Raw genomic sequence first — 19,508 nt, forward strand, 5'->3', positions numbered from 1 at the left:
GCTCACTGAATCGACCCGGATATCCGTTGCGTTCCAGGTTGCTCGAAAATCGGCTCCTGCTCGACAGGGCGCCTGGAGCCGACCGCTCCGTTCGCCTTCTCTGAGGGCTTCGGTTCGCCAGTGGCGTCGATGGTCGTCTCTCGCCGGTCTCGCGCCTTGTCTTCCGACGCGCTCTTGACCACCTCTTTTACTGCCGTCTTTCCTGCTTCCTTCACCACCTCCCAGAACGCGCCCATTCCCGCGCCCTCGAACACATCGCCTTTCTTGAGGATGTCGCCGACGTTCTTGTAGAAGTCCATCAACATGGACTTCGCGCGCATGAGGACGCGCATCAACTTCTCGGCCCATGTCATGGCCTCAGTGCTTTTTTCGATCGCGAAGGGAACACCCTCCGCAGCCAGAGCGGCCGGATAGGCAGGCGGTGGATACCTGGCGATGATCATGACGATCTTCGCCAGGGTGTCGGTGATCAGATCGCGAATGATCGTTCGAACCACCGAGAGCACGGTCTTGCAGATGTTGATGATGTTCCCGGCGAGCTCGGCGAGCCGGACTATCTCCCGGTACCCGTTGAGTTGCTTTTGCACGTAGGCGCGATACGCGTCAGCCCCGGCGCCCGACCAGTCCATGCAGTTCTTCTGGACCTCGTCGGTCAACTCCTCGGCCGTCGTCTTGACGTACTTGCCGACCTCCAGCCATTTCTGCACCTCGAGATCAAGTGCGTCTTGGTCGCCGGAAACCCAGTTGAGAGGTTCCTTCAAGAAGTCAACATGCTCGATGATCCAACCGAAACCCCAGCTCATCAGGGTTTCCAGAGGGTTCTTGATCACGTCGACGATATCCGGGACGGCTCCCGCGAGGCTGAGGAGCCCCTCCGTCCAGTCACCTTTCAAGAGCTTCTCGGCGCCGCCGAACACATCCTGGACGGCGCCCGCACCTTCCAGAGCGTTGTCCACCTTGTATTTCTCGGCGTCCGTTTCGCTCTTGGCACTCTTGAGGACGTCGTTCTCAGCCACGTTCCACCTGCTCTGCCCGCTTCAGAAGATCCACCGCGTCCTGGTCGGTCACTCGTCGAACCTCGGCCCATTTCCGCACCGCGGCGACATGGTGCTCACCCGACGAGATCGCGGATTGCAGGGCCTCACGCACGTTCTCCGAAAGGTTGTTGCAGATCAACGACATCCCGCACAGATTGCCGATCAGCCCGAAGGCCAGCACGTCCACACGGTCCTTGTCCGCGTCGAGCGCGGTCCTCAAATGCTCGTGCGTCCGTTCCACCTGTTTGGCGTGTTCGTCGATCTGGTCCGGATTTACGTCGAAACCCTGACCTGCCTGCGGCTGCCCCATGGTTTCCCTCCCTCAAGAACCCGCTCAGCGCAGGAAGTCGCCGCCGGTGAAGTAGTCGTCCTCGTGGTCCGTCTGTTGCCGGCGCGCGGCACGCGGCGGCGCGGGCGGGGCCGGGGGTGCGGGCGGCTTCGGGGTGGGAGGGGGCGGAGGCGCGTCGAGTTCGTCTTCGGCGACGAAGCGGTCGTCCTCGTCCGCCTCCTGGTGACCGCCCTCGACGTAGCCCGTCGGTTCGGGTTCCGGGTACTCGTTGTGCAGCTGGTTGACCAGCTCGTTCATCGTTTCGGTGCCCGCGATGGACGGCACACCGGTCTGCATGGCGGCCGCGAGTTTGCTCTGCGCGCTCTGGACGACGCGGAGGATCTCTTGCGCGAGCGCGGGGTTGTCCCGCACGGACGGGCCGATCTCCAGGCCCACCAGGTTCCCCGCGTGGTTGACCTTGACCGAGATCTGGCCGTCCTTGCTGCGTTCGGACACCGAGACACCCTCGATCTCGGTGCGCATCTGATTCGCCTTCCGCTGGGCGTCGGCCAGCTTGGCCTCGAAATCAGCGAAGAGCTGCTCAGGGTTCGACACGCGAACCTCCCCTGTTCACGTCGTAGCCGTTCGGCGACCGAGTGTGGCATACCCGTCTGACATCGGGGAACGTTTGGCGGACATCCGCACCCCGGTCGTGTGGATCACCACAGCGACCTCCGGTTTTCCCTACCGGATCCGACGGCTTACCTCATGTTCCCGCAGGTCAGCGACCCCTAGCGTGGCCGGTATGACGATTTCGGACTGGAAACGCGCGGTCTACGCGCTTCTCGTGCTGCCGGGGTATCTCGGCGGCGCGAAGGTCCAGCGTGGACTGACGCGGCGCTGGCTCGGGCACGAGAGTGGGTCCCGGCCGCGGTTCGTGGCGGCGCTCGGTCCGAGCGCGGTCGCGTTCCTGCTCGCTTTGCTGCTGTTCTACCTCGTCGGGCGCATCGCGACCTACGGGCTCTTCTGGACCGGCAGCGATCCCGAGGGCACGTGGGGCGGGCCGACGCTGGCAGGGGCGTGGATCGTGCACTTCCTCATCGCGGCCGGGATGGCCATCCCGATCTTCCTTGCGCTCCGGCCACTCACGCGGCTCCAGTCCCGGCTTCTGGGTTCTTCCCCGGTAAGGACGCACTGACCACCTAGAATGCCCGGATGACGAACACCGGCCGCAGGGGTCGCGAGCGGGCCGCGACCGATCAGGACATCCGCCGGACGGCGCGGGCGCTCCTGGTCGAGCAGGGGCCGGAGGCCGTGACCCTGCGGGCGATCGCGCGCGAGCTCGGCATCACGGCACCGGCGTTGTACCGCTACTACGGTTCCCGCGACGATCTGGTCGAGCATCTGCGCGCGGATGTCGTCGCGGATCTGGCGGCCGGGCTCGCCGAGGACATCGCGCAGTTGCCGGACGAGGGCGCGCTGCAGCTTTTCGCCATCTGCAAGGGATTCCGGCGGTGGGCGCTCACGCACACGAAGGAGTTCACGCTGGTTTTCGCGTCGCCGGCCGGCGACGACACGTTGAGCAGGCTGGACGAGCCGTTCGGGCGGATCTTCCTCGCGGCGGCGGGGCGCGTGCTCGCGATGCACGATCTGGTGACGCCGTCGAACGACGTGGTCCCGGCCGAGTTGCGCGACGATCTCACGTCGTTCCAAGAAGAACTGCTCGCCGTGCTGAAGGAGTCCGGGGCGACGTTCCCGCTCGAAAAGCTCGACCTCGGCGTGACGTACCTGATGATCCAGTTCTGGGCCCGGCTCTACGGGCACGTCACGCTCGAGGTCTTCGGCAACTACCCGATCCCGTTCTCGAAACCGGACGTCCTCTTCGACGCGATGCTGGCCGATCTCGCGCGCGAGATCGGCCTGTCCACCGAGTAGCTAGGCCGCGTGCCCGCCGTCGACCGAGACGGTCGCGGCGGTCACGTACTTGCTTTCCGGCCGTGCCAGGAACGACACGGTTGCGGCGACCTCCGACGGCGAACCGTAGCGGTCGAACACCGTCAGGCTCCGCTGGTCGGCGGCGTACGGGCCGTCGGCCGGGTTCATGTCGGTGTCGGTCGGGCCGGGGTGGACGATGTTCACGGTGATGCCGCGCGGCCCCAGTTCCCTGGCCAGGCCCTTGGTCAGGCCCAGCAGCGCGGTCTTGCTCACCGCGTACAGCGACATCCCGGGGCCGGGCACGCGGTCCGAGACGCAGCTGCCGATGGTGATCACGCGGCCGCCGTCGCCGAGGTGCCGGGCCGCGGCCTGGGTGGCCACGTAGACACCGCGGACGTTGACCGCGAGCACGCGGTCGATGTCCTCCAGGCTCGTCTGGTCGAGCGGGCCGACGAAGCCGACACCGCCGTTGTTGACCAGCACGTCGAGCCTGCCGAATTCGGCGACCGCCGTGTCGACCGCGGAGACCACGGCCGCGGCGTCGGCGCTGTCGGCCTGGATCGCCAGCGCGCGGCGGCCGAGCGCCTTGATCCGGTCCACGACACCGGCCGCGAGTTCGGCGTTGTTCTGGTAGGTGAGTGCGACGTCAGCGCCGTCCTCGGCGAGCCGGATCGCCGTGGCGGCACCGATCCCGCGGCTGCCGCCGGTCACCAAAGCCACCTTGCCGTCGAGGGTCATGCGATGTTCTCCGTTCGATTTCGTTGTCCTTGAACAACTCCATCGAATCGCCGCACGACCCTCGACGCTGGCGTCTTTCCGCCACGGTGCTACAGGACGATGTTGACCAAGCGTCCCGGCACGACGATCACCTTGCGCGGGGTGCCGTCGCCGACCAGCGCGGCGACCTTCTCGTCGGCCAGCGCGGCCGCCTGCACGGCGTCCTTGCCCGCGTCGGCCGGCACGGTGACGCGGGAACGCACCTTGCCGTTGACCTGGATCGGGTACTCCACCGAATCCTCGACCAGGTACTTCTCGTCCACGACCGGGAACGGCCCGTGCACCAGGGAATCCGCGTGGCCCAGGCGCTTCCACAGCTCCTCGGCCAGGTGCGGGGCCAACGGCGCCAGCATCAGCACCAGCGGCTCCACCAGCTCGCGCGGAGTCGCCTCGGCACCGCCGTAGACCTTGGTGACGTGGTTGTTCAGCTCGATCAGCTTCGCGCCGGCCGTGTTGAACCGCAGTTCCGCGTAGTCCTCGCGGACCCCGGCGATCGCCTTGTGCAGCTGCTTGCGGTCGGCGTCCGTGGCGTCCACTGTGGACACACGCAGCTCGCCGGTCTCTTCATCGACGACCAGGCGCCACAGGCGCTGCAGGAACCGCTGCGCGCCGACGACGTCCTTGGTCGCCCACGGCCGTGAGACGTCCAGCGGGCCCATCGACATCTCGTAGAAGCGGAAGGTGTCGGCGCCGTAGTCGGCGGCCATCTGGTCAGGCGTCACGACATTCTTCAGGCTCTTGCCCATTTTGCCGTATTCCTGCTTGACCTCTTCTTCGCCGAAGAAGAACTTGCCGTCCCGCTCCACGACCTGATCGGCCTGGACGTGCACGCCGCGGGCATCCGTGTACGCGTACGCCTGCACGTAGCCCTGGTTGAACAGCTTCCGGTACGGCTCCTTGGACGACACGTGGCCCAGGTCGAACAGCACCTTGTGCCAGAACCGCGAGTACAGCAGATGCAGCACGGCGTGCTCGACACCGCCGACGTACAGGTCCGTGCCGCCGGGGTCGTCGACGCCGTGTTCGGCAGGCCGCGGGCCGACCCAGTACGCCTCGTTCTCCGGCGCGACGAACACGTCCGGGTTCGTCGGGTCCAGGTACCGCAGCTGGTACCAGCAGGAACCCGCCCAGTTCGGCATGGTGTTGATGTCGCGGCGGTAGGTCTTCTTGCCCTCGCCCAGGTCCAGTTCGACTTCGACCCAGTCGGTGGCGCGCGCCAGCGGCGAGGACGGCGTGCTGTCCTTGTCCTCCGGGTCGAACGTCACCGGCGAGTAGTCGGCGACCTCGGGCAGCTCCACCGGCAGCATGCTTTCCGGCAGCGCGTGGACGTGGCCGTCCTCGTCGTAGACCACCGGGAACGGCTCGCCCCAGTAACGCTGACGCGAGAACAGCCAGTCGCGCAGCTTGTACTGGACGGTGCCGCGGCCGTGCTCGTTCTCCTCCAGCCAGCCGATCATCGTCTTCTTGGCCTCGTCGACGCCCATGCCGTCCAAGAAGCCCGAGTTGATCGCCGGTCCGTCGCCGGTGAACGCCTTGCCGTCGAAACCTTCCGTCGGCTGGACCGTACGGATGATCTCCAGGCCGAACTTCTCGGCGAACTCCCAGTCGCGGGTGTCCTGGCCGGGGACGGCCATGATCGCGCCGGTGCCGTAGCCCATCAGGACGTAGTCGGCGACGAAGACCGGGATCTCCTTGCCGTCGGCCGGATTCACCGCGTAGGAGCCGGTGAAGACGCCGGTCTTCTCCTTGTTCTCTTGACGGTCCAATTCGGACTTCCGCGAAGCCGCGGCGCGATACTCGGCGATGGCTTCGGCCGGGGTGGCGGCATCGCCGGTCCAGCTCGCGTCGACGCCTTCCGGCCACGTGGCGGCGGTCAGTTCGTCGACCAGCGGGTGCTCGGGCGCGACCACCAGGTACGTGGCGCCGAACAGGGTGTCCGGGCGGGTGGTGAAGACCTCGATCTTCTTGTCGCCGGAATCGAACGAGACCCGCGCGCCGTGCGAGCGGCCGATCCAGTTGCGCTGCATGGACTTGACCTTCTCCGGCCAGTCCAGCAGGTCCAGGTCGTCGACCAGGCGATCGGCGTACGCGGTGATCCGCATCATCCACTGCCGCAGATTGCGCCGGAACACCGGGAAGTTGCCGCGTTCACTGCGGCCGTCCGCGGTGACCTCTTCGTTCGACAGCACCGTGCCCAGACCGGGGCACCAGTTCACCGGCGCCTCGGAGAAGTAGACCAGCCGGTGCGTGTCGATGATCTCCAGCTGCTCGGCGCGGGTCAGCTCGCACCAGTTGCGGCCGTCGGGCGTGCGGCGCTTGTCCTGGGCGTACTCGGTCTCCAGCTCGACGATCGGCCGGGCCTTGCCCGCCTTCTCGTCGTACCAGGAGTTGAAGATCTGCAGGAAGATCCACTGGGTCCACTTGTAGTACTCCGGATCGATCGTCGAAATCCGGCGACGCTCGTCGTGACCCAGGCCCAGGCGCCGGATCTGGCGCAGGTAGGTCTCCATGTTCTCTTCGGTCGTCTTGCGCGGGTGCTGCCCGGTCTGCACCGCGTACTGCTCGGCGGGCAGGCCGAAGGCGTCGAAGCCCATCGTGTGCAGCACGTTGCGGCCGATCATGCGGTGATACCGCGCGAAGACGTCGGTCGCGATGAAGCCCAGCGGGTGCCCGACGTGCAGGCCTGCGCCCGACGGGTACGGGAACATGTCCTGGACGAACAGCTTGTCCGACGGGACCTCCCCGCTTTCGTCCGCGAGCGGGCCCACCGGGTTCGGTGCGTGGTAAGTGCCGTGGTCGGACCAGTAGTCCTGCCAACGCTGCTCGATCTGGCCCGCCAGCTCCGCGGTGTAGCGGTGCTGAGGGGCCGCGTCGGCGCCTTCGCTCGCCTGGTTCATCGCCGAAATCCTCCGTGCTCATCCACGTCAAGCCACTCCAGAAACAACTCGACCCCTCAGCCCGGAGGGCATGAGGGGTCGCCGCGCTGGTCCCGGCCGTTCGACCGAGTTCAGCGCGGCAGGCTAAGGAGCAGCCGAGCCGTGTTCATGAGTCCAGTTTAACGCCCAGGTCAAAGGCGTTCCGAGGGGACCGCCAGAGCGATGAACTGGGTCACCTGGGTCGCGGAGAAGTTGTTGTCACTGACCAGGACCAGGCTGCGCTCCCCGTTCGGGAGGCGCGGGCCCCAGGTCATGCCCTCGAGGTTGTCCACCGTGGACAGTTCGAAGTCCGCGAGGTCGGCCAACAGGCGCTTCTTGACCGGCTTGACCTTCGTCGCATCGGCGAGGGAGGGCGTTTTGAGGACGTTCGTGGCGCCCTTGGTGTCGATTTCGTAGATGCGGATCTTGTTGCCGACGCCGGTGACGAACGACCGCTCCATCACCAGGTAGCGCGTCGGATCGGCCTGGTCGACGGCCAGCAGCGACGAGATGCCGGTGGTCGCGAACGCGCCGGGCGGGTTCGGCGACGCGAAGACCTTCTCCTGCGGGTACGCGTACTGCGCGAGGACCGGCCCGAACCGCGACTGGACGGTGATGCGCGAAAGGGCGCCCGACGTGGTGTTCGGCTCCGGGCCGTCCTGGAGCAGCGGGCCCTCGACCGAGCTGGCGACCAGCGACCCGAAGCCCGCGAAGGTGAGGCCTTCGAGGGCGAGGTTCTGCCGCGGCCCCGCCGTCTCGGTCATCTTCTCGTTGGCGGGAATCGGCAGGTCACGGGCGTAGGAGCCGTCGCGCTCCGCCTCGCGGATCGACGGGTCGATCCGCGCCGCGGCCGACCGCTCGCCCTCCTGCGACCAGACGTACCGGCCGGTCCAGGGGTCGACGCGCAGCTCTTCGGGGTCGATGGTCTGCATGTTCGGCGGCTGCGCGGGGTCGTTCTTCGCGAGCGGCGGGTACGGCGTGCCGTCGGGACGCAGGAGCGGCTTGGTGCCGGTGAAGGTCACCGGGCCGAGGCCCTTGGCGTCGAGGGAGAACTTCGCCGTGTAGAACCGCGCCGGGTTGATGGCGGAGCGGTCGTCGCAGATCAGCGCGTACTCGCCGGTGCGGGGGTCGTAGTCGATGCTGGACAGGCCGCCGACGACGGTGCCTTCGTAGGGCAGGGCGTTCGGGACGATCTGTTCCCCGATCAGGCGAAGCGGACGGTGACCCGCTTCGGCGGCCGGTGCGGCCATCAGGGTGAGGGGAACGGCCCCGATCAGGGCTGCGGAAAGAACTCGGCGTGACATGGCCTGTAGCACAGTCGATCAGGGTATCCGGCAGGTTGCCGGGACGTCACGCTTATCCTCGTGGAGTGTTCGTCATAGCGCTGGTCCCGATCGTGCTGGGTGTCCTCGTCGGCTGGGGTGGGTTCCTCGGCCTGCGCGAGAAGCTGCCGCGTGACCGCGGCGCCGGCGTGCGCACCGCCGCCACGATGCGCACCGAAGAGGCCTTCCGGCTCGGCAACAAGGTCGCCGGGGTCCCGACGCTGGCAGGCGGGGTGATCGCCGTGCTCGCGGGGATCGCCGCGCTGGTCATGCCGACGACGTTCGGGCTGCTGCTCGCCTCGTTCGTGGGTGTGGCCGGGATGGTCGCGCTGGTCGCGGCCGGGGGAGTGCTCGGCAACCGCGCCGCCGCGACGGTGCCGGAGCCCGAACCGGAGCGGCCCGCCGGCTGCAGCGGCTGCGCGTGCGGCACCTGCGGCGTCTTCAAGAAGGCCGACACCGCCACCGCTTAATTGCGCTGGAGGTCGCCCGGGTGGGTGGCCAGCAGCGCCAGCGGGATGCCCTGACGCCGCAGCACCTGGCCCCACAGGTCGTGGTGCGGCGAGGCGAGGACGTCACTGGGCAGCGCCGGGACGATCACCCAGTCGTCGCGTTCGATCTCGTTCGCCAGCTGGCCGGAATCCCAGCCCGCGTACCCGGCGAACACCCGCACGCCGCGGACCTTCGGCACCAGGATCTCGGGATCGGTGTCGAGGTCGACCAGCGCGACCGGACCCCGGACGGCGATCACGCCGGGCACGCTCGACGCCGTCTCGCCGGTCCGCAACGCGGCCAGGCACAACGCGGTCTTCTTCTCGACCGGACCGCCGACGAACACCGACTGCGGCTCGGCGACGTGCCCGCCCCAGTTGGGGAGCACGTCGTACACCGGCACGTCACTCGGCCGGTTGAGCACGACGCCGAGCGTTCCCTCGTCCCGGTGATCGATGACGAACACGACGGTTCGCCGGAAGTTGGGATCGAACATCGTGGGGGCGGCGACCAGGAGCGTTCCCGGTTCGACCTCGGCGTCCGCTGGCACGTCCGCCATGATCCCACTTCGAGCGGAGACAAATCGTCCGGCTCTGGGAACAACAGCATCACGAGCACCGTTGGACACAACGGTCGGTGCGCTTTCCGTGTCCCCCGGGCTCACTGAAGAACCGCCTTTGTGGAATACCGTCCGGCTGGAGCCACACTGCGCATAGCCGCCGAGAGGCGACCTCAAAGCGCATCGGCCACCTTTATAGGCTGCTCCCGTGACGACCACCGCCACGGCGCCCACCAGGGCGTTCGTCCGCGACCGTGACTTCCTCCGACTGCTGTTCACGCGGTTTTCCGCGCACTGGGGCAACGGCATGTACCAGGCCGGATTGGCCGGTGCCGTCCTCTTCAACCCCGAACGCGCCGCCGACGCGCTCGCCATGGCGGGCGGATTCGCGGCGCTGCTGCTGCCGTACTCGATCGTCGGCCCGTTCGCGGGCGCGTTGCTCGACCGCTGGGACCGCCGGAAGGTCCTGATCTTCGCGAGCCTGCTGCGGTCGGCCACCATCCTCGCGACGGCCGTCGCCGTGGGCACGGGCGTGGCCGGGATCGGGCTCTTCTCCCTCGCGCTGGCGTCCGAAGGCATTTCGCGGTTCATCGGCTCGGGTCTGTCCGCGTCGCTTCCCCATGTCGTCGAAGAGAAGTCCGTGGTCGCCGCGAACGCCTTCGCGGCCACCTGGGGTTCGGTGCTCGCCGTCGTCGGGGGCGGCTGCGCGATCGGCCTCCGGGCGCTGACCGGCGCGGACGACGCCGGTTCCGCCTGGGTCACCGCCGTCGCCGCGCTGGGCGGGATCGGCGCCGCCGTCCTCGCCGCCGGATTCGCGCACGGACTGCTCGGGCCGTCGACGGTCGACGAGCCGTCGAACCCGGCCCTCGCCGTCGCCCGCGGCCTGGCCGACGGCGCGAAGGCGGCCTGGCGCACGCCCAGCGTCACGGCCGGGTTCGTCGCGCTGTTCGCCCATCGCGCGTCGTACGGGATCTCGCTGCTGGTGACCGTGCTGCTGATGCGCAACCACTTCGCCGCCGGCATGACGGGGCTGGGCGAGATGGCGGCGTTCGCCGGTGCCGGGATCCTCGTCGCCGGGCTGCTGACCGCCTGGCTGATCAAGCGGTTCGGCAGGGTCCGCGTCGTGGTGGGGGCATTGGTGCTGGCGGCGGCCGCGCAGTCCGCGCTCGGCCTGCCGATGACGATCCCCACCGCGTTGCTCGCGGCGTTCCTGGTGACCGGCGCCGGACAGGTGCTGAAACTCTGCGTCGATTCCTCGGTGCAACTCGACGTCGCCGACGAAGCGAGAGGACGCGTCTTCGCGCTCTACGACACGCTCTTCAACATCACGCAGGTCGTCGCGGTCTCGCTGGCCGCGACGGTGATCCCGGCCGACGGACGCTCGCCGGGGCTGCTCGTCACGGCGACCGTCCTCTACCTGGCGGGAGCCGCCGGTCATCTGCTCGCCGTGCGAAAACACCAGATCCGGTGATATGGCGCGGGCGTTGGCATTAGGGTGACGCTTACCGACACCGGGTGGCGTATGCCCGGGATCCAGCACTAGCGGGGGCTCAAGTGACGACGGCCGGCGACGACAGCGCACGCCTCGAAGCGCGCAATGCCGCCATGAAGGACCAGGTCGACACGCTGCTCGAACAGTTCGAGCGCCAGACGGCCCAGCTCCGGGACGCGCAAGAAGCCGCTTCGCAGACGTCCGCGACGGTGGTCTCGCAGGACGGCCTCGTCCGCGCCACCATCGACGCGACCGGCACCCTCGCCAAACTCGAGATCCAGCCGAACGCCTTCGAGCGCACCAACCCCGCGCAGCTGGCCAACACCGTGCTGACCCTGGTCCGCCAGGGATCGCTGCAGGTCAAGCAGCAGGTCGCCGAGCTGATGGCCCCGATCACCGAAGGGCTGCCGGACCTTTCGGACCTCATCGAAGGCGCGCCTTCGTTGCAAGGGCTGATGCCGGCCATTCCGGACTTCCTCGCGGCCGAAGAGGAAGCAGAGCCGGCGAAGTCCGACGAAGACTTCGACGCGCCACTGATGATCAAGGACGACACGCCGCCGCCTCCTCCGCCACCGGCCGCCCCGCCCGCGCCGCCGACGCCGAAACCGGTTCCGAAACGGGTGCGTCAGCAGGACGACGATGAGGAAGAGCCGCCTTCGAGCTGGCTGACCAGGGGAGTCTGATGCCGAACGGTGGGGGCGGAGCCGGATTCACCGCGGATCCGGATGCGGTGAAGTCGGCCGCGGCCAAATTGGGGATCGCCGCGGACCAGCTGGACGAGGCTGGCAAGGAACTGCTGGCCGCGATGAACTCGCTCGGCCAGTGCTGGGGCAACGACGACGCGGGCAAGGAGTTCGCGAAGGACTACGAGCCGGGCGCGCAGGGCTCGTCCGAGGGGTTCGCGAACATCGTCGAGGCGCTGCGGGGTATGCAGCACAACGTCGAACGCTCGATGACCGCGTTCACGAACGCCGAGGAAGAGATCAAGTCGACGCTGGACAAGAAGGTCTAGCGCCGTGGGTATGGAGATGCCCGACGCGGTCAAGTGGCTCTTGCCGATCGTCGTCGGGGAAAGCTGGCCCGAAGGCGACGAGGACAAGCTCCGCGAACTGCGCGACGCCTGGCACAACGCCTCGAAGGCGATCCAGCCGATCGCCGACACCGCGACCAAGGGCGCCACCGAGGTCCTCGGCGGCTGGAGCGGTCAGGGCGCGGAGAAGTTCGCCGAGGCCTGGAAGAAGTTCGTCGAGGGCGACGAGGCGTACTTCAAGTCGCTCGCCGATTCTTCGAAGGCGCTCGGCGACTCGTGCAACGCGACCGCGCTGGACGTCGAGTACACGAAGTACATGATCATCATCTCGCTGGTGATCCTCGCCGCCCAGATCGTCGCGATGATCGCGGCCGCGGCGGTGACGTTCGGCGGTTCGACGGCCGGGATCGCGCCGGCGCAGATCGCCACCCGCATGACCGTCCAGATGATCTTCCGCCAGCTGATGCAGAAGCTCGCGCAGGAAGGCTTCAAGAAGGTCGCGAAGGAACTCCTGGAGAAACTTCTCAAGGAGGGCCTGAAGAAGATCGGCAAGGAGGTCCTGCAGAACACGGCGATGAACCTCGCCATGGACGCGGGCATCCAGGGCCTGCAGATGGCCAAGGGCGACCGCGACAGCTGGGATTTCAGCAAGACCAAGGATTCCGCGATCAGCGGCGCCGTCGACGGTGTCGTGGGCGCGGGCAGCAGCAGTATCGGCAAGGGCGCCACCAAGGGACTTTCCGACAGCGTCGGCGGCCAGATCGTCGACAGCGCGGCGCGGGGTGCCGTGCGCGGAGCGGCCGAAGGCGTCGCCAGCACGGTCGGGCAGGCCGCCGTCACCGGTGACCTGGACAAGCTTTCGGCCAAGGACGTGCTGATGGGCGCGTCCGGCGGGGCGGTCGGCGGTGGTGTCGACGGGGCGAAGAGCCAGATCGGCGACATCAAGGCCGCGAACACGCCCGGCCCGGCGGCGGGTGACGGGCCCACGACGCCGGATGTGGATTCGGGGGATTCCGGGACGCCTTCGCGTACGCCGGGTTCCTCGGATTCCGGTTCTTCTTCGCGATCGGACTCTTCGTCTTCGGACTCGGGCTCTTCGCGGTCGGACTCGGGGTCGTCGTCGGACTCCGGTTCTTCTTCGGATTCCTCGTCGCGGTCGGACTCTTCGCCGGACCCGGCGCCACGGTCCACTTCGGACAGTGATCCTTCGCCGCGGAGTTCGTCCGCCGATCCGCAACCCCAGCGGGCGGCCGACGGTGATCGGGTCAGCCAGTCCTCGACGCAGGCTCCGGAACGTCCGGCGGACACCGGCGACGGTCAGCGTGCGGCGCAGACCCACCAGAACGCACCGGTCGCGGACAACGGATCCGGTCAGCAGCAACAACAGCAGCAGCAGGCCGCGGCGGGGAATCAGCAGCAGGCACCCGCCGCCCAGTCGCAGGCTCCGGCGCAGGCGCCCGCGGCGAGCCCTGCCCAGACGCCGGCTTCAAGCCCGGCACCGAGCTCGTCGTCGCAAGGACCTGCGTCCAGCCCGTCACAAGGACCGGCGTCCAGTCCGGCACCGAGTCCTTCGCACGGCCCTTCGCCGAGCCCGTCGCAGTCCAGCGCGATGCCACCCGCCGCTTCCTCGGGCGCGCCGTCGAGTTCCGGCGGCTACGGGATGGCGTCCGGCTCGTCCGCTCCGTCGGGTGGCTACGGCATGGCGCCCGGCGGCAACCCGCCGGGCAACGGGCCCACGCCAGGTGGTTTCCCGCCCGGCGGACACGATCCGTCCCGGCCTCCCCGGCCGAACGACGGCGTCCAGGCCGCGGGCCTCGCCGGGAACGGCGGACCGCAGCAGCCGCGGTTCGACCAGCCGCCCGCGCCGATGCCCTTCCAGGGCCAGCAGCCGATGCAGCCGCCGCCTCCGGGTGGGTTCGCGCCGCCTCCGCCGCCGCCTCCGGGTGGCGGCGGCGGACCGATGCCGCACCGAGGACAACAGGGCCCGATGGGTCCGCGTCCGACCGGGCCGCAGCCGCCACCCCCTGGCCAGGGTGGACATCCGCAGGATCGTGGGCCGCGTCAGCGCCCTCAGCAACCGCCACAGCCGCCACCACCGCCCGGCCCGCCGCGGCCGCCCCAGGGTTACCAGGGCAGGCCCGGTCCCGGTCCGAACGGCGGGGTTCCGCCGCGCCCGCAGACACCTCCGCCCGGTCCGCCTCCCGGCAACCGCGGTCCCGGGGGCTACCCGCCGCCTCCGCCGCGACCCCAGCACCCGGGCAACGGTCCGTTCCCCGGCAACCGCGGCCCGATGCCGCCGCCTCCGCCAGGGCACCACCCCGGTCAGCCGGGACGTCCCGGACAGCAGCCCGGACGGCCGATGCCGCCCGGCGCCGAGCCGCCGCGTTTCGGTGGTCCGCAACGTCCGCCGCAGGTCCCGGCCCCGCGGCCCGGCCACGACGGGAACGCGGGTCCCCAGCAGCCGCAGCGTCCGCCGCAGCAGCAGCCGCCGGTGCGGCCGGTGGAGCACGCGCCGCAGCAGGTGCCGCAGGACCACGGCGCGAACGCGCCCAAGGACACCGAGCTCCCGAAGGACACCCAGGCGCCGAAGGACGTCGAGGCCCCCAAGGACACGGAAGTCCCCAAGGACACCGAGACGCCGAAGGACGTCGAGAGCCCCAAGGACACTGACGCACCCAAGGACACCGACGCGCCCAACGACGTCGAGGCACCGAAGGACACCGAAGCACCCACGCCCGACGACAGGGCCACTGTCGACGAGCCGTACCTGACCGACCCGGATTTCCGCACGGACGATCCCGCCGCCTACCGCGCGCTCGCCGAAACGCAGATCGACAAACGCGGTTTCGACAAGGACACCGGGGAAGCGCGGAGCGAACAGGTCCGCCGCGAAGGTCTCGCCAAACGCGACGCCCACGAAGATCCGCGCGTCAAGCAGATGTCGGATCAGGGCGCGTACGCGGTGCACAGCTACACGCGCACCGACATGGCCGAGCGGATCACGCACGCCCAGCGTCACGGCGGCCCGGAGCTGGACGCGCTCCGGCCGCATATCGAGGCGATCACCTCCGGCCTCAACGAGATGCCCGCCTACGACGGTCTCGTCTCGCGGCGGGTGAACTTCAACGGCAACGAGAGCGCGATCCGGGCCTTCCTCGAAGCGCACGCCAAGGGCCAGGTCATGGTCGACCCGCAGATGCTGAGCACGTCGCGGGTCACGCCGGACCATCCGCGCAGCACCTTCCCCGGCGAAGTCGAGATGCGCATCCAGTCGAAGACCGGTCGCCACATCGAAGACCTCGCGTCCAAAAAGGACGAACGCGAAGTGCTGATGAAGTCGGCGACGCAGCTGCGCGTCACCGACGTCAAGATGGGCCCGGGGCATCCCGAACACCCCGATTACAAGAAGCGGCTGGACGACGGTTCGCCCAACGACCTGCCGAAGTGGATCGTCGAATGCGAAGAGGTCGTCCCCGGTGACGACGGCCATCTGAGCCCGGACGAGGTCCACCAGAAGGTCGCCGAGCGGCGCGACTACAACAACGCCGTGCAGGAGCGGCTGGCGCAGGAAGCCGCCGACCAGGAAGCCCAGCTGCGCCGCGATCACCCGGAGCTGTTCCAGACCCAGGGTCTCGGCGGGCTCGAAACCAAGCTGGCCGACGGCAAGGGTGGCTGGACCGACGTCACCGACGCCCCGGTCCGGGAGCTCCCCAAGCCGCCGAGGGAGCACACTCCCGACGGTGGCTGGTCCGAGCTGGCGAAGCCGCTCGAAGAGGGCGGGACGCCGGTCATCCACGCCGGTTCGACCGAGACGCCGCACCAGCAGGTCCGGCTGGTCATGGACGAGCTTCCGGCGATCGGCGAGGCCAACACCCGCAACTACTACGCGCCCGAATCGTGGAAGGACGGCTACCAGACGAACTCGGCCGAGGCGCTGGTCGCGTTCGAGAACCGGATGGACGGTGGCGACGCCGTCGCCGGGCCGTCGACGGGTGGTTCGCCGCTGCAGCACGTCAGCGACCGGCTCGGCGGGCAGTGGTCGGATCGGAACGGTTTCGCCGACGTCGCCCGTGAGCTGGGCGAACGCCCGGTCGGCGCGCGGACCGCGGTGGCGTTCGAGCATCACGCCCCCGCCGATCCGAACGCGCCGGAGGGCTCGCCGCGGTCCAAGGACCGGATCGAGACGCGCATCGTCGCCGCGGTGAACACGCCGCACGGCGTGGTCTTCGCCGACCCGATGACCGGGCGGCTCGCGACGCTGCCCGACGATCCGACGTCGATCAAGGCCATGCCGATGGGCGGCGGCGACGCTCCGCACGTCCACTCGCCGGAAGCACCGGAAACCACCCACACCGACAAGACCGACAAGACCGGCGAAGCCGAAACCCCGGTCCAGGAGCAGGCGCCCAAGACCGAGGTCGACATCGCCGAGCGGCTCAAGGGTCCGGAAGAGACGCCGGCGCGACTCGACGAGAGTTACCTCGGCGACGAGAACTTCCGTGGCACGCCTGAGGATCACAAGAGCCTCCGTGACCGCTACGACTCCGCCGACCTCGCCGAGCAGGCCCGCGAAAAGGCGCTGAGGCGTCTCGAAGCGAGCCCGCTGAAGGATCGCGTCTCGCCCGAAGCGGCCGAAGCGATCTACTCGTACTCGCGCGAACACGCCTACGCGATCAACGAGGCGAACCGTAAGGGCGAGTCGCACCCTGACTTCGAGAACGCCCAGCGCAGCACCCGGGCGATCGTCGGCGCGCTCAACGAGCTGCCGGACTTCCACGGCGAGGCCATCCGCGGCATCGACACCAAGGGCGACATGCAGGCCGCCGCGATCATGGCGGCGCACTACGAGCCGGGGCAGACCGTCCCCGAGCCGACGATGACCAGCTCCACCATCAAGACGTCGCCGGACACGAAGTCGAAGTTCGGCCAAGACGTCGAGATCCACATCGTCTCGAAGACGGGCAAGGACGTCTCGTCGCTCGCCGAGAACCCCGGTGAGAACGAGGCCATCAACAAGCCGGCCACGCAGCTTTACGTGCACAGCAAGGAGTTCAAGACTCCGCCGCTGGTCGACCGGCCGAAGTGGGTCATCCACGCCGAAGAGGTCACTCCCGGCGACCCGCGCTACCTGGACCCCGACACCGCCAAGCAGAAGATGGACGAGCGGCGGGCCCGGCACGCCGCCGAGGCACCGGAACTCGCCCGTCTCGCCCAGGCGCAGTCGATGGCGCGCCTCGGTGGTTTCGACGAGCCGCAGACCCCGCACCTCACCGCGGAAAACCCGGCGGAGCACGGGGTCGCGGACGCCGACAAGGGTCCCGAGTACGGCGAGCAACCCGCTCAGGACCACTCCGCCACCGACGACACGGCCGAACTGCCGGTCCCGGAGCGCGACTACTCGTCGATGGCGGTCGCGACCAACCCGCCGAGCGAACCGGCGATCCACGCCGGTTCGGCGAGCCCCGAGCAGCAGGCCGCCTACATCGCCGACCGGCACCCGCGGCTCGGCGAGGTCAACCCGCACTTCAACGACCCCGACGCGCTGGCGAACGGCTACCGCTCCAACTGCACCCGCACGCCGGGCGCGTACATGGACCGGCTGAACGGCATCGATTCGACCGCCGATCCGCTGCTCGTGCACGAGATGGACAGCCGCGGCACGCTGGAGCACGTCGAAGATCGGTTCGGCGGGCAGTTCTCCGACCGCGCCGACTACGACGCCGTGATCCGCGAGATGCGCGGCATGCCGACCGATCACCACGCGGTCGTCGCGGTGAAGTACCTCGACGAGAACGGCGTCGAACGCGGGCACGTCGCGATGGTGGCGAACACGCGTGACGGCGTCGCGTTCCTCGACCCGCAGTCGGGCGCGCTGATGAACCTGCCGCATCCGCCGCTGGGCATGAAACTGATGCACGTCGGTGTCCCGGAGGGCCCGGCCGCGCAGCACACCGACGGGCACATCACGCGGACGGAGACCTCGTCGACGCGGCCCGTCGACCCGCGGATCGCGTTCGCGCGGCCGGATCAGCCGGCGGTGGACCCGCGGATCGCGTTCGCCAGGGAAGACACGCCCGACGTGCAGCCGTCGCGGATCGGGCCGGACGGCCGTCCGATCGTCACTCCGCCGCGCGACGCGGGCTACGGCATGGCGTCCGACGAGCCGTCGCATGGAGGCCGGGCCGACGTCGAACGGTTCCTGAACGATCCCGAGGTCGCGGCCGCGGTCGACGGACTCGACCCGGACAAGAAGCGGGCCGTCCACGAGGACGAAAACGGCGTCAAGCACGACGTCGGCCCGATGCGGGACTTCATCCGCGAGCACCTGCCCGCGCATCCGGAACTCGTCCGGCTGATGGAGCACCCCGACAACGCGTACCTGCGGGCTTCGCTGCTGAACAACCCGATGACCATCGGCAGCCTGCTGCTGCACCCGGAAGCCATCCCGATCCTCGAAGACGCCCTGCGTGACGTCGAGGAACGCGGCCACCAGATGATCGACGACGTCCACCAGGACGGTCCTGGCGACACCCCGCTCACGCAGGAGCAGCGGGACCTCGCGAACGCGGCGGCGGACATCGCCGCCGACGTGGAACCGGGCGATCAGTACCACGCCGGCTTCGATCGCGCGGACAAGGGCGACACCGCGAAGATCCAGGAGTTCCTGGACGCCGAGCGGGAGGCTTGGCCGCAGAACCAGGGCGATCTCAACCGGATCGCCGAGCGGATCGCGGCCGACAACAACGGCGAGTCCTCAGGACGTCCCGGCCCGAAGGACGACGACCGCGCGAAGGCGAAGATCGAGGGCTACGACGGCGACGCGTCGAAACTCACCGACCTGGTGGGCGTGAAGATCCAGTTCGACACGCTGGCCGACGTCTACAACGCGCTGAACGCGGTGATGGCCGATCCGGATCTCCGGATCGTCAGCTTCGACGACCGGTTCGCGAATCCGCAGGACAGCGGGTACCGCGATCTGCAGATGAACGTCCGGCTGCCGAACGGGCACGTCGCCGAACTGCGGCTGCACCTGCGGCATATCGACACCGTCTCGGCCTACGAACACGCCTTGTACGAGGTCCGCCGCGACTTCCCGACGTACAACCGGACACTGGACGCGGACAACAAGAAGCGGTTGTCCCCGGAGCAGGCCCTGCTGGAAGCGGCCCTGATGGACCGGGTCCGGGAGAAGTTCATGGCCGGTCTCCGCAAGGGCCTGCCGCCGGAGGAGAGCACGTGATCCAGACACCGTCCTTCTACACGTACTTCGGGAAGACGTACCGCGTCGAGTCGACTCCCGACGGGGGCCTGACGGGTTACCTCCTCAACCTGAGCTCCGGCGAGTTCGACGAAAAGCCGGAGCACGTGCGCGAGGTCCTGCGGGCGATGGCGAGTTCGGACATCAGCAAGGTGCCCGAGGAGAGGTTCGTCCAGGAGACCGAACGAGCCCGCGCGTACGAGCTCAAGGGCGACGGTCCGATCTTCGCGCTGTACGAGACCATCGACGGCCTCTACCAGCAGGCCAAGAGCGAGAACCGGCGCGTGGAACCGCAGGAATCGGCGTTGATCAAGTCGCTGCGCAAACGCACGTTCAAGATGTGGGAGGACGAGCTGGCCCGCCGCGCCGCCGGTGAGCCGCCGTCGTTCCGCGCGGAGCCGCGTTTCCCGAACCGGGCGCGATGAT

15 protein-coding genes are annotated in these 19,508 nt (G+C 68.8%); 8 read left to right on the plus strand and 7 right to left on the minus strand.

The genetic code is table 11. The features are described 5' to 3' along the window. Positions 1–2 precede the first annotated feature (2 nt). The 3 genes from AJAP_RS41510 to AJAP_RS41520 are packed head-to-tail and all read right to left on the minus strand — an operon-like array spanning position 3 to position 1,920. Positions 3–1,016 (minus strand): hypothetical protein, encoded by a 1,014-nt coding sequence (locus AJAP_RS41510; RefSeq protein WP_038521985.1) that lies wholly within the window; start codon positions 1,014–1,016, stop codon positions 3–5. Then, entirely contained in the window at positions 1,009–1,347 is a 339-nt protein-coding gene (locus AJAP_RS41515) for a hypothetical protein (RefSeq protein ID WP_038521987.1), read from the minus strand. Before AJAP_RS41515 ends, AJAP_RS41510 begins: the two co-directional genes overlap by 8 nt. Positions 1,348–1,371: 24 nt before the next feature. After that, a complete protein-coding gene (locus AJAP_RS41520; RefSeq protein WP_038521990.1) occupies positions 1,372–1,920 on the minus strand; it encodes a YbaB/EbfC family nucleoid-associated protein in 549 nt (182 codons plus the stop codon). 190 nt (positions 1,921–2,110) lie between these two features. On the opposite strand from AJAP_RS41520, the gene AJAP_RS41525 reads away from it, so the two are divergent. Beyond that, complete coding sequence (locus AJAP_RS41525) at positions 2,111–2,503, plus strand: hypothetical protein (protein WP_038521993.1); 393 nt, start codon at positions 2,111–2,113, stop codon at positions 2,501–2,503. Positions 2,504–2,520: 17 nt separating this feature from the next. Next, a complete protein-coding gene (locus AJAP_RS41530; RefSeq protein WP_037334062.1) occupies positions 2,521–3,240 on the plus strand; it encodes a TetR/AcrR family transcriptional regulator in 720 nt (239 codons plus the stop codon). On the opposite strand, the gene AJAP_RS41535 is transcribed toward AJAP_RS41530, so the two are convergent. The 3 genes from AJAP_RS41535 to AJAP_RS41545 form a co-directional block, all read right to left on the minus strand. Next, the gene (locus AJAP_RS41535; RefSeq protein WP_037334058.1) at positions 3,241–3,978 is read right to left on the minus strand and encodes an SDR family oxidoreductase; all 738 of its coding nucleotides are present in this window, start codon (positions 3,976–3,978) and stop codon (positions 3,241–3,243) included. 89 nt (positions 3,979–4,067) lie between these two features. Then, on the minus strand, positions 4,068–6,914 hold the full coding sequence (gene leuS / locus AJAP_RS41540) for a leucine--tRNA ligase (RefSeq protein ID WP_038521996.1): 2,847 nt from the start codon (positions 6,912–6,914) through the stop codon (positions 4,068–4,070). Positions 6,915–7,084: 170 nt separating this feature from the next. Next, entirely contained in the window at positions 7,085–8,236 is a 1,152-nt protein-coding gene (locus tag AJAP_RS41545; protein WP_038521999.1) for an esterase-like activity of phytase family protein, read from the minus strand. A 65-nt stretch (positions 8,237–8,301) separates the two neighbouring features. Between AJAP_RS41545 and AJAP_RS41550 the strand changes: the two genes are divergently transcribed. Beyond that, positions 8,302–8,724 carry an SdpI family protein gene (locus tag AJAP_RS41550; RefSeq protein WP_038522002.1) on the plus strand — a complete coding sequence of 141 codons (423 nt, stop codon included), beginning with the start codon at positions 8,302–8,304 and terminating at the stop codon, positions 8,722–8,724. On the opposite strand, the gene AJAP_RS41555 is transcribed toward AJAP_RS41550, so the two are convergent. Beyond that, entirely contained in the window at positions 8,721–9,302 is a 582-nt protein-coding gene (locus tag AJAP_RS41555; RefSeq protein ID WP_007032276.1) for a YqgE/AlgH family protein, read from the minus strand. The two genes, AJAP_RS41550 and AJAP_RS41555, sit on opposite strands and share 4 nt — an antisense overlap. A gap of 208 nt (positions 9,303–9,510) precedes the next feature. On the opposite strand from AJAP_RS41555, the gene AJAP_RS41560 reads away from it, so the two are divergent. The 5 genes from AJAP_RS41560 (at position 9,511) to AJAP_RS41580 (ending at position 19,507) form a co-directional block, all read left to right on the plus strand. After that, entirely contained in the window at positions 9,511–10,773 is a 1,263-nt protein-coding gene (locus tag AJAP_RS41560; RefSeq protein WP_038522005.1) for an MFS transporter, read from the plus strand. Positions 10,774–10,856: 83 nt separating this feature from the next. After that, positions 10,857–11,477: a YbaB/EbfC family nucleoid-associated protein gene (locus tag AJAP_RS41565; RefSeq protein WP_038522008.1), complete on the plus strand. Its 621-nt coding sequence runs from the start codon at positions 10,857–10,859 to the stop codon at positions 11,475–11,477. Continuing rightward, positions 11,477–11,806, plus strand: a complete 330-nt coding sequence (locus tag AJAP_RS41570; RefSeq protein ID WP_037334042.1) for a WXG100 family type VII secretion target — start codon at positions 11,477–11,479, stop codon at positions 11,804–11,806. The genes AJAP_RS41565 and AJAP_RS41570 overlap by 1 nt, the downstream gene beginning before the upstream one ends. 10 nt (positions 11,807–11,816) lie before the next feature. Then, positions 11,817–19,064 carry a WXG100-like domain-containing protein gene (locus AJAP_RS42670; protein ID WP_051972753.1) on the plus strand — a complete coding sequence of 2,416 codons (7,248 nt, stop codon included), beginning with the start codon at positions 11,817–11,819 and terminating at the stop codon, positions 19,062–19,064. Next, positions 19,061–19,507, plus strand: a complete 447-nt coding sequence (locus AJAP_RS41580) for a hypothetical protein (RefSeq protein WP_038522010.1) — start codon at positions 19,061–19,063, stop codon at positions 19,505–19,507. The genes AJAP_RS42670 and AJAP_RS41580 overlap by 4 nt, the downstream gene beginning before the upstream one ends. Position 19,508 lies beyond the last annotated feature (1 nt).

The organism is Amycolatopsis japonica (genome assembly GCF_000732925.1).
Taxonomy (GTDB): Bacteria; Actinomycetota; Actinomycetes; order Mycobacteriales; family Pseudonocardiaceae; genus Amycolatopsis; species Amycolatopsis japonica.

Excerpts from the sequence above, each read along its gene's own strand:
- AJAP_RS41515 (WP_038521987.1), bottom strand. The coding sequence starts at position 1,347 with ATGGGGCAGCCGCAGGCAGGTCAGGGTTTCGACGTAAATCCGGACCAG.
- AJAP_RS41525 (WP_038521993.1), top strand. The coding sequence starts at position 2,111 with ATGACGATTTCGGACTGGAAACGCGCGGTCTACGCGCTTCTCGTGCTG.
- AJAP_RS41530 (WP_037334062.1), top strand. The coding sequence starts at position 2,521 with ATGACGAACACCGGCCGCAGGGGTCGCGAGCGGGCCGCGACCGATCAG.
- AJAP_RS41535 (WP_037334058.1), bottom strand. The coding sequence starts at position 3,978 with ATGACCCTCGACGGCAAGGTGGCTTTGGTGACCGGCGGCAGCCGCGGG.
- leuS (WP_038521996.1), bottom strand. The coding sequence starts at position 6,914 with ATGAACCAGGCGAGCGAAGGCGCCGACGCGGCCCCTCAGCACCGCTAC.
- AJAP_RS41545 (WP_038521999.1), bottom strand. The coding sequence starts at position 8,236 with ATGTCACGCCGAGTTCTTTCCGCAGCCCTGATCGGGGCCGTTCCCCTC.
- AJAP_RS41555 (WP_007032276.1), bottom strand. The coding sequence starts at position 9,302 with ATGGCGGACGTGCCAGCGGACGCCGAGGTCGAACCGGGAACGCTCCTG.
- AJAP_RS41570 (WP_037334042.1), top strand. The coding sequence starts at position 11,477 with ATGCCGAACGGTGGGGGCGGAGCCGGATTCACCGCGGATCCGGATGCG.
- AJAP_RS42670 (WP_051972753.1), top strand. The coding sequence starts at position 11,817 with ATGGAGATGCCCGACGCGGTCAAGTGGCTCTTGCCGATCGTCGTCGGG.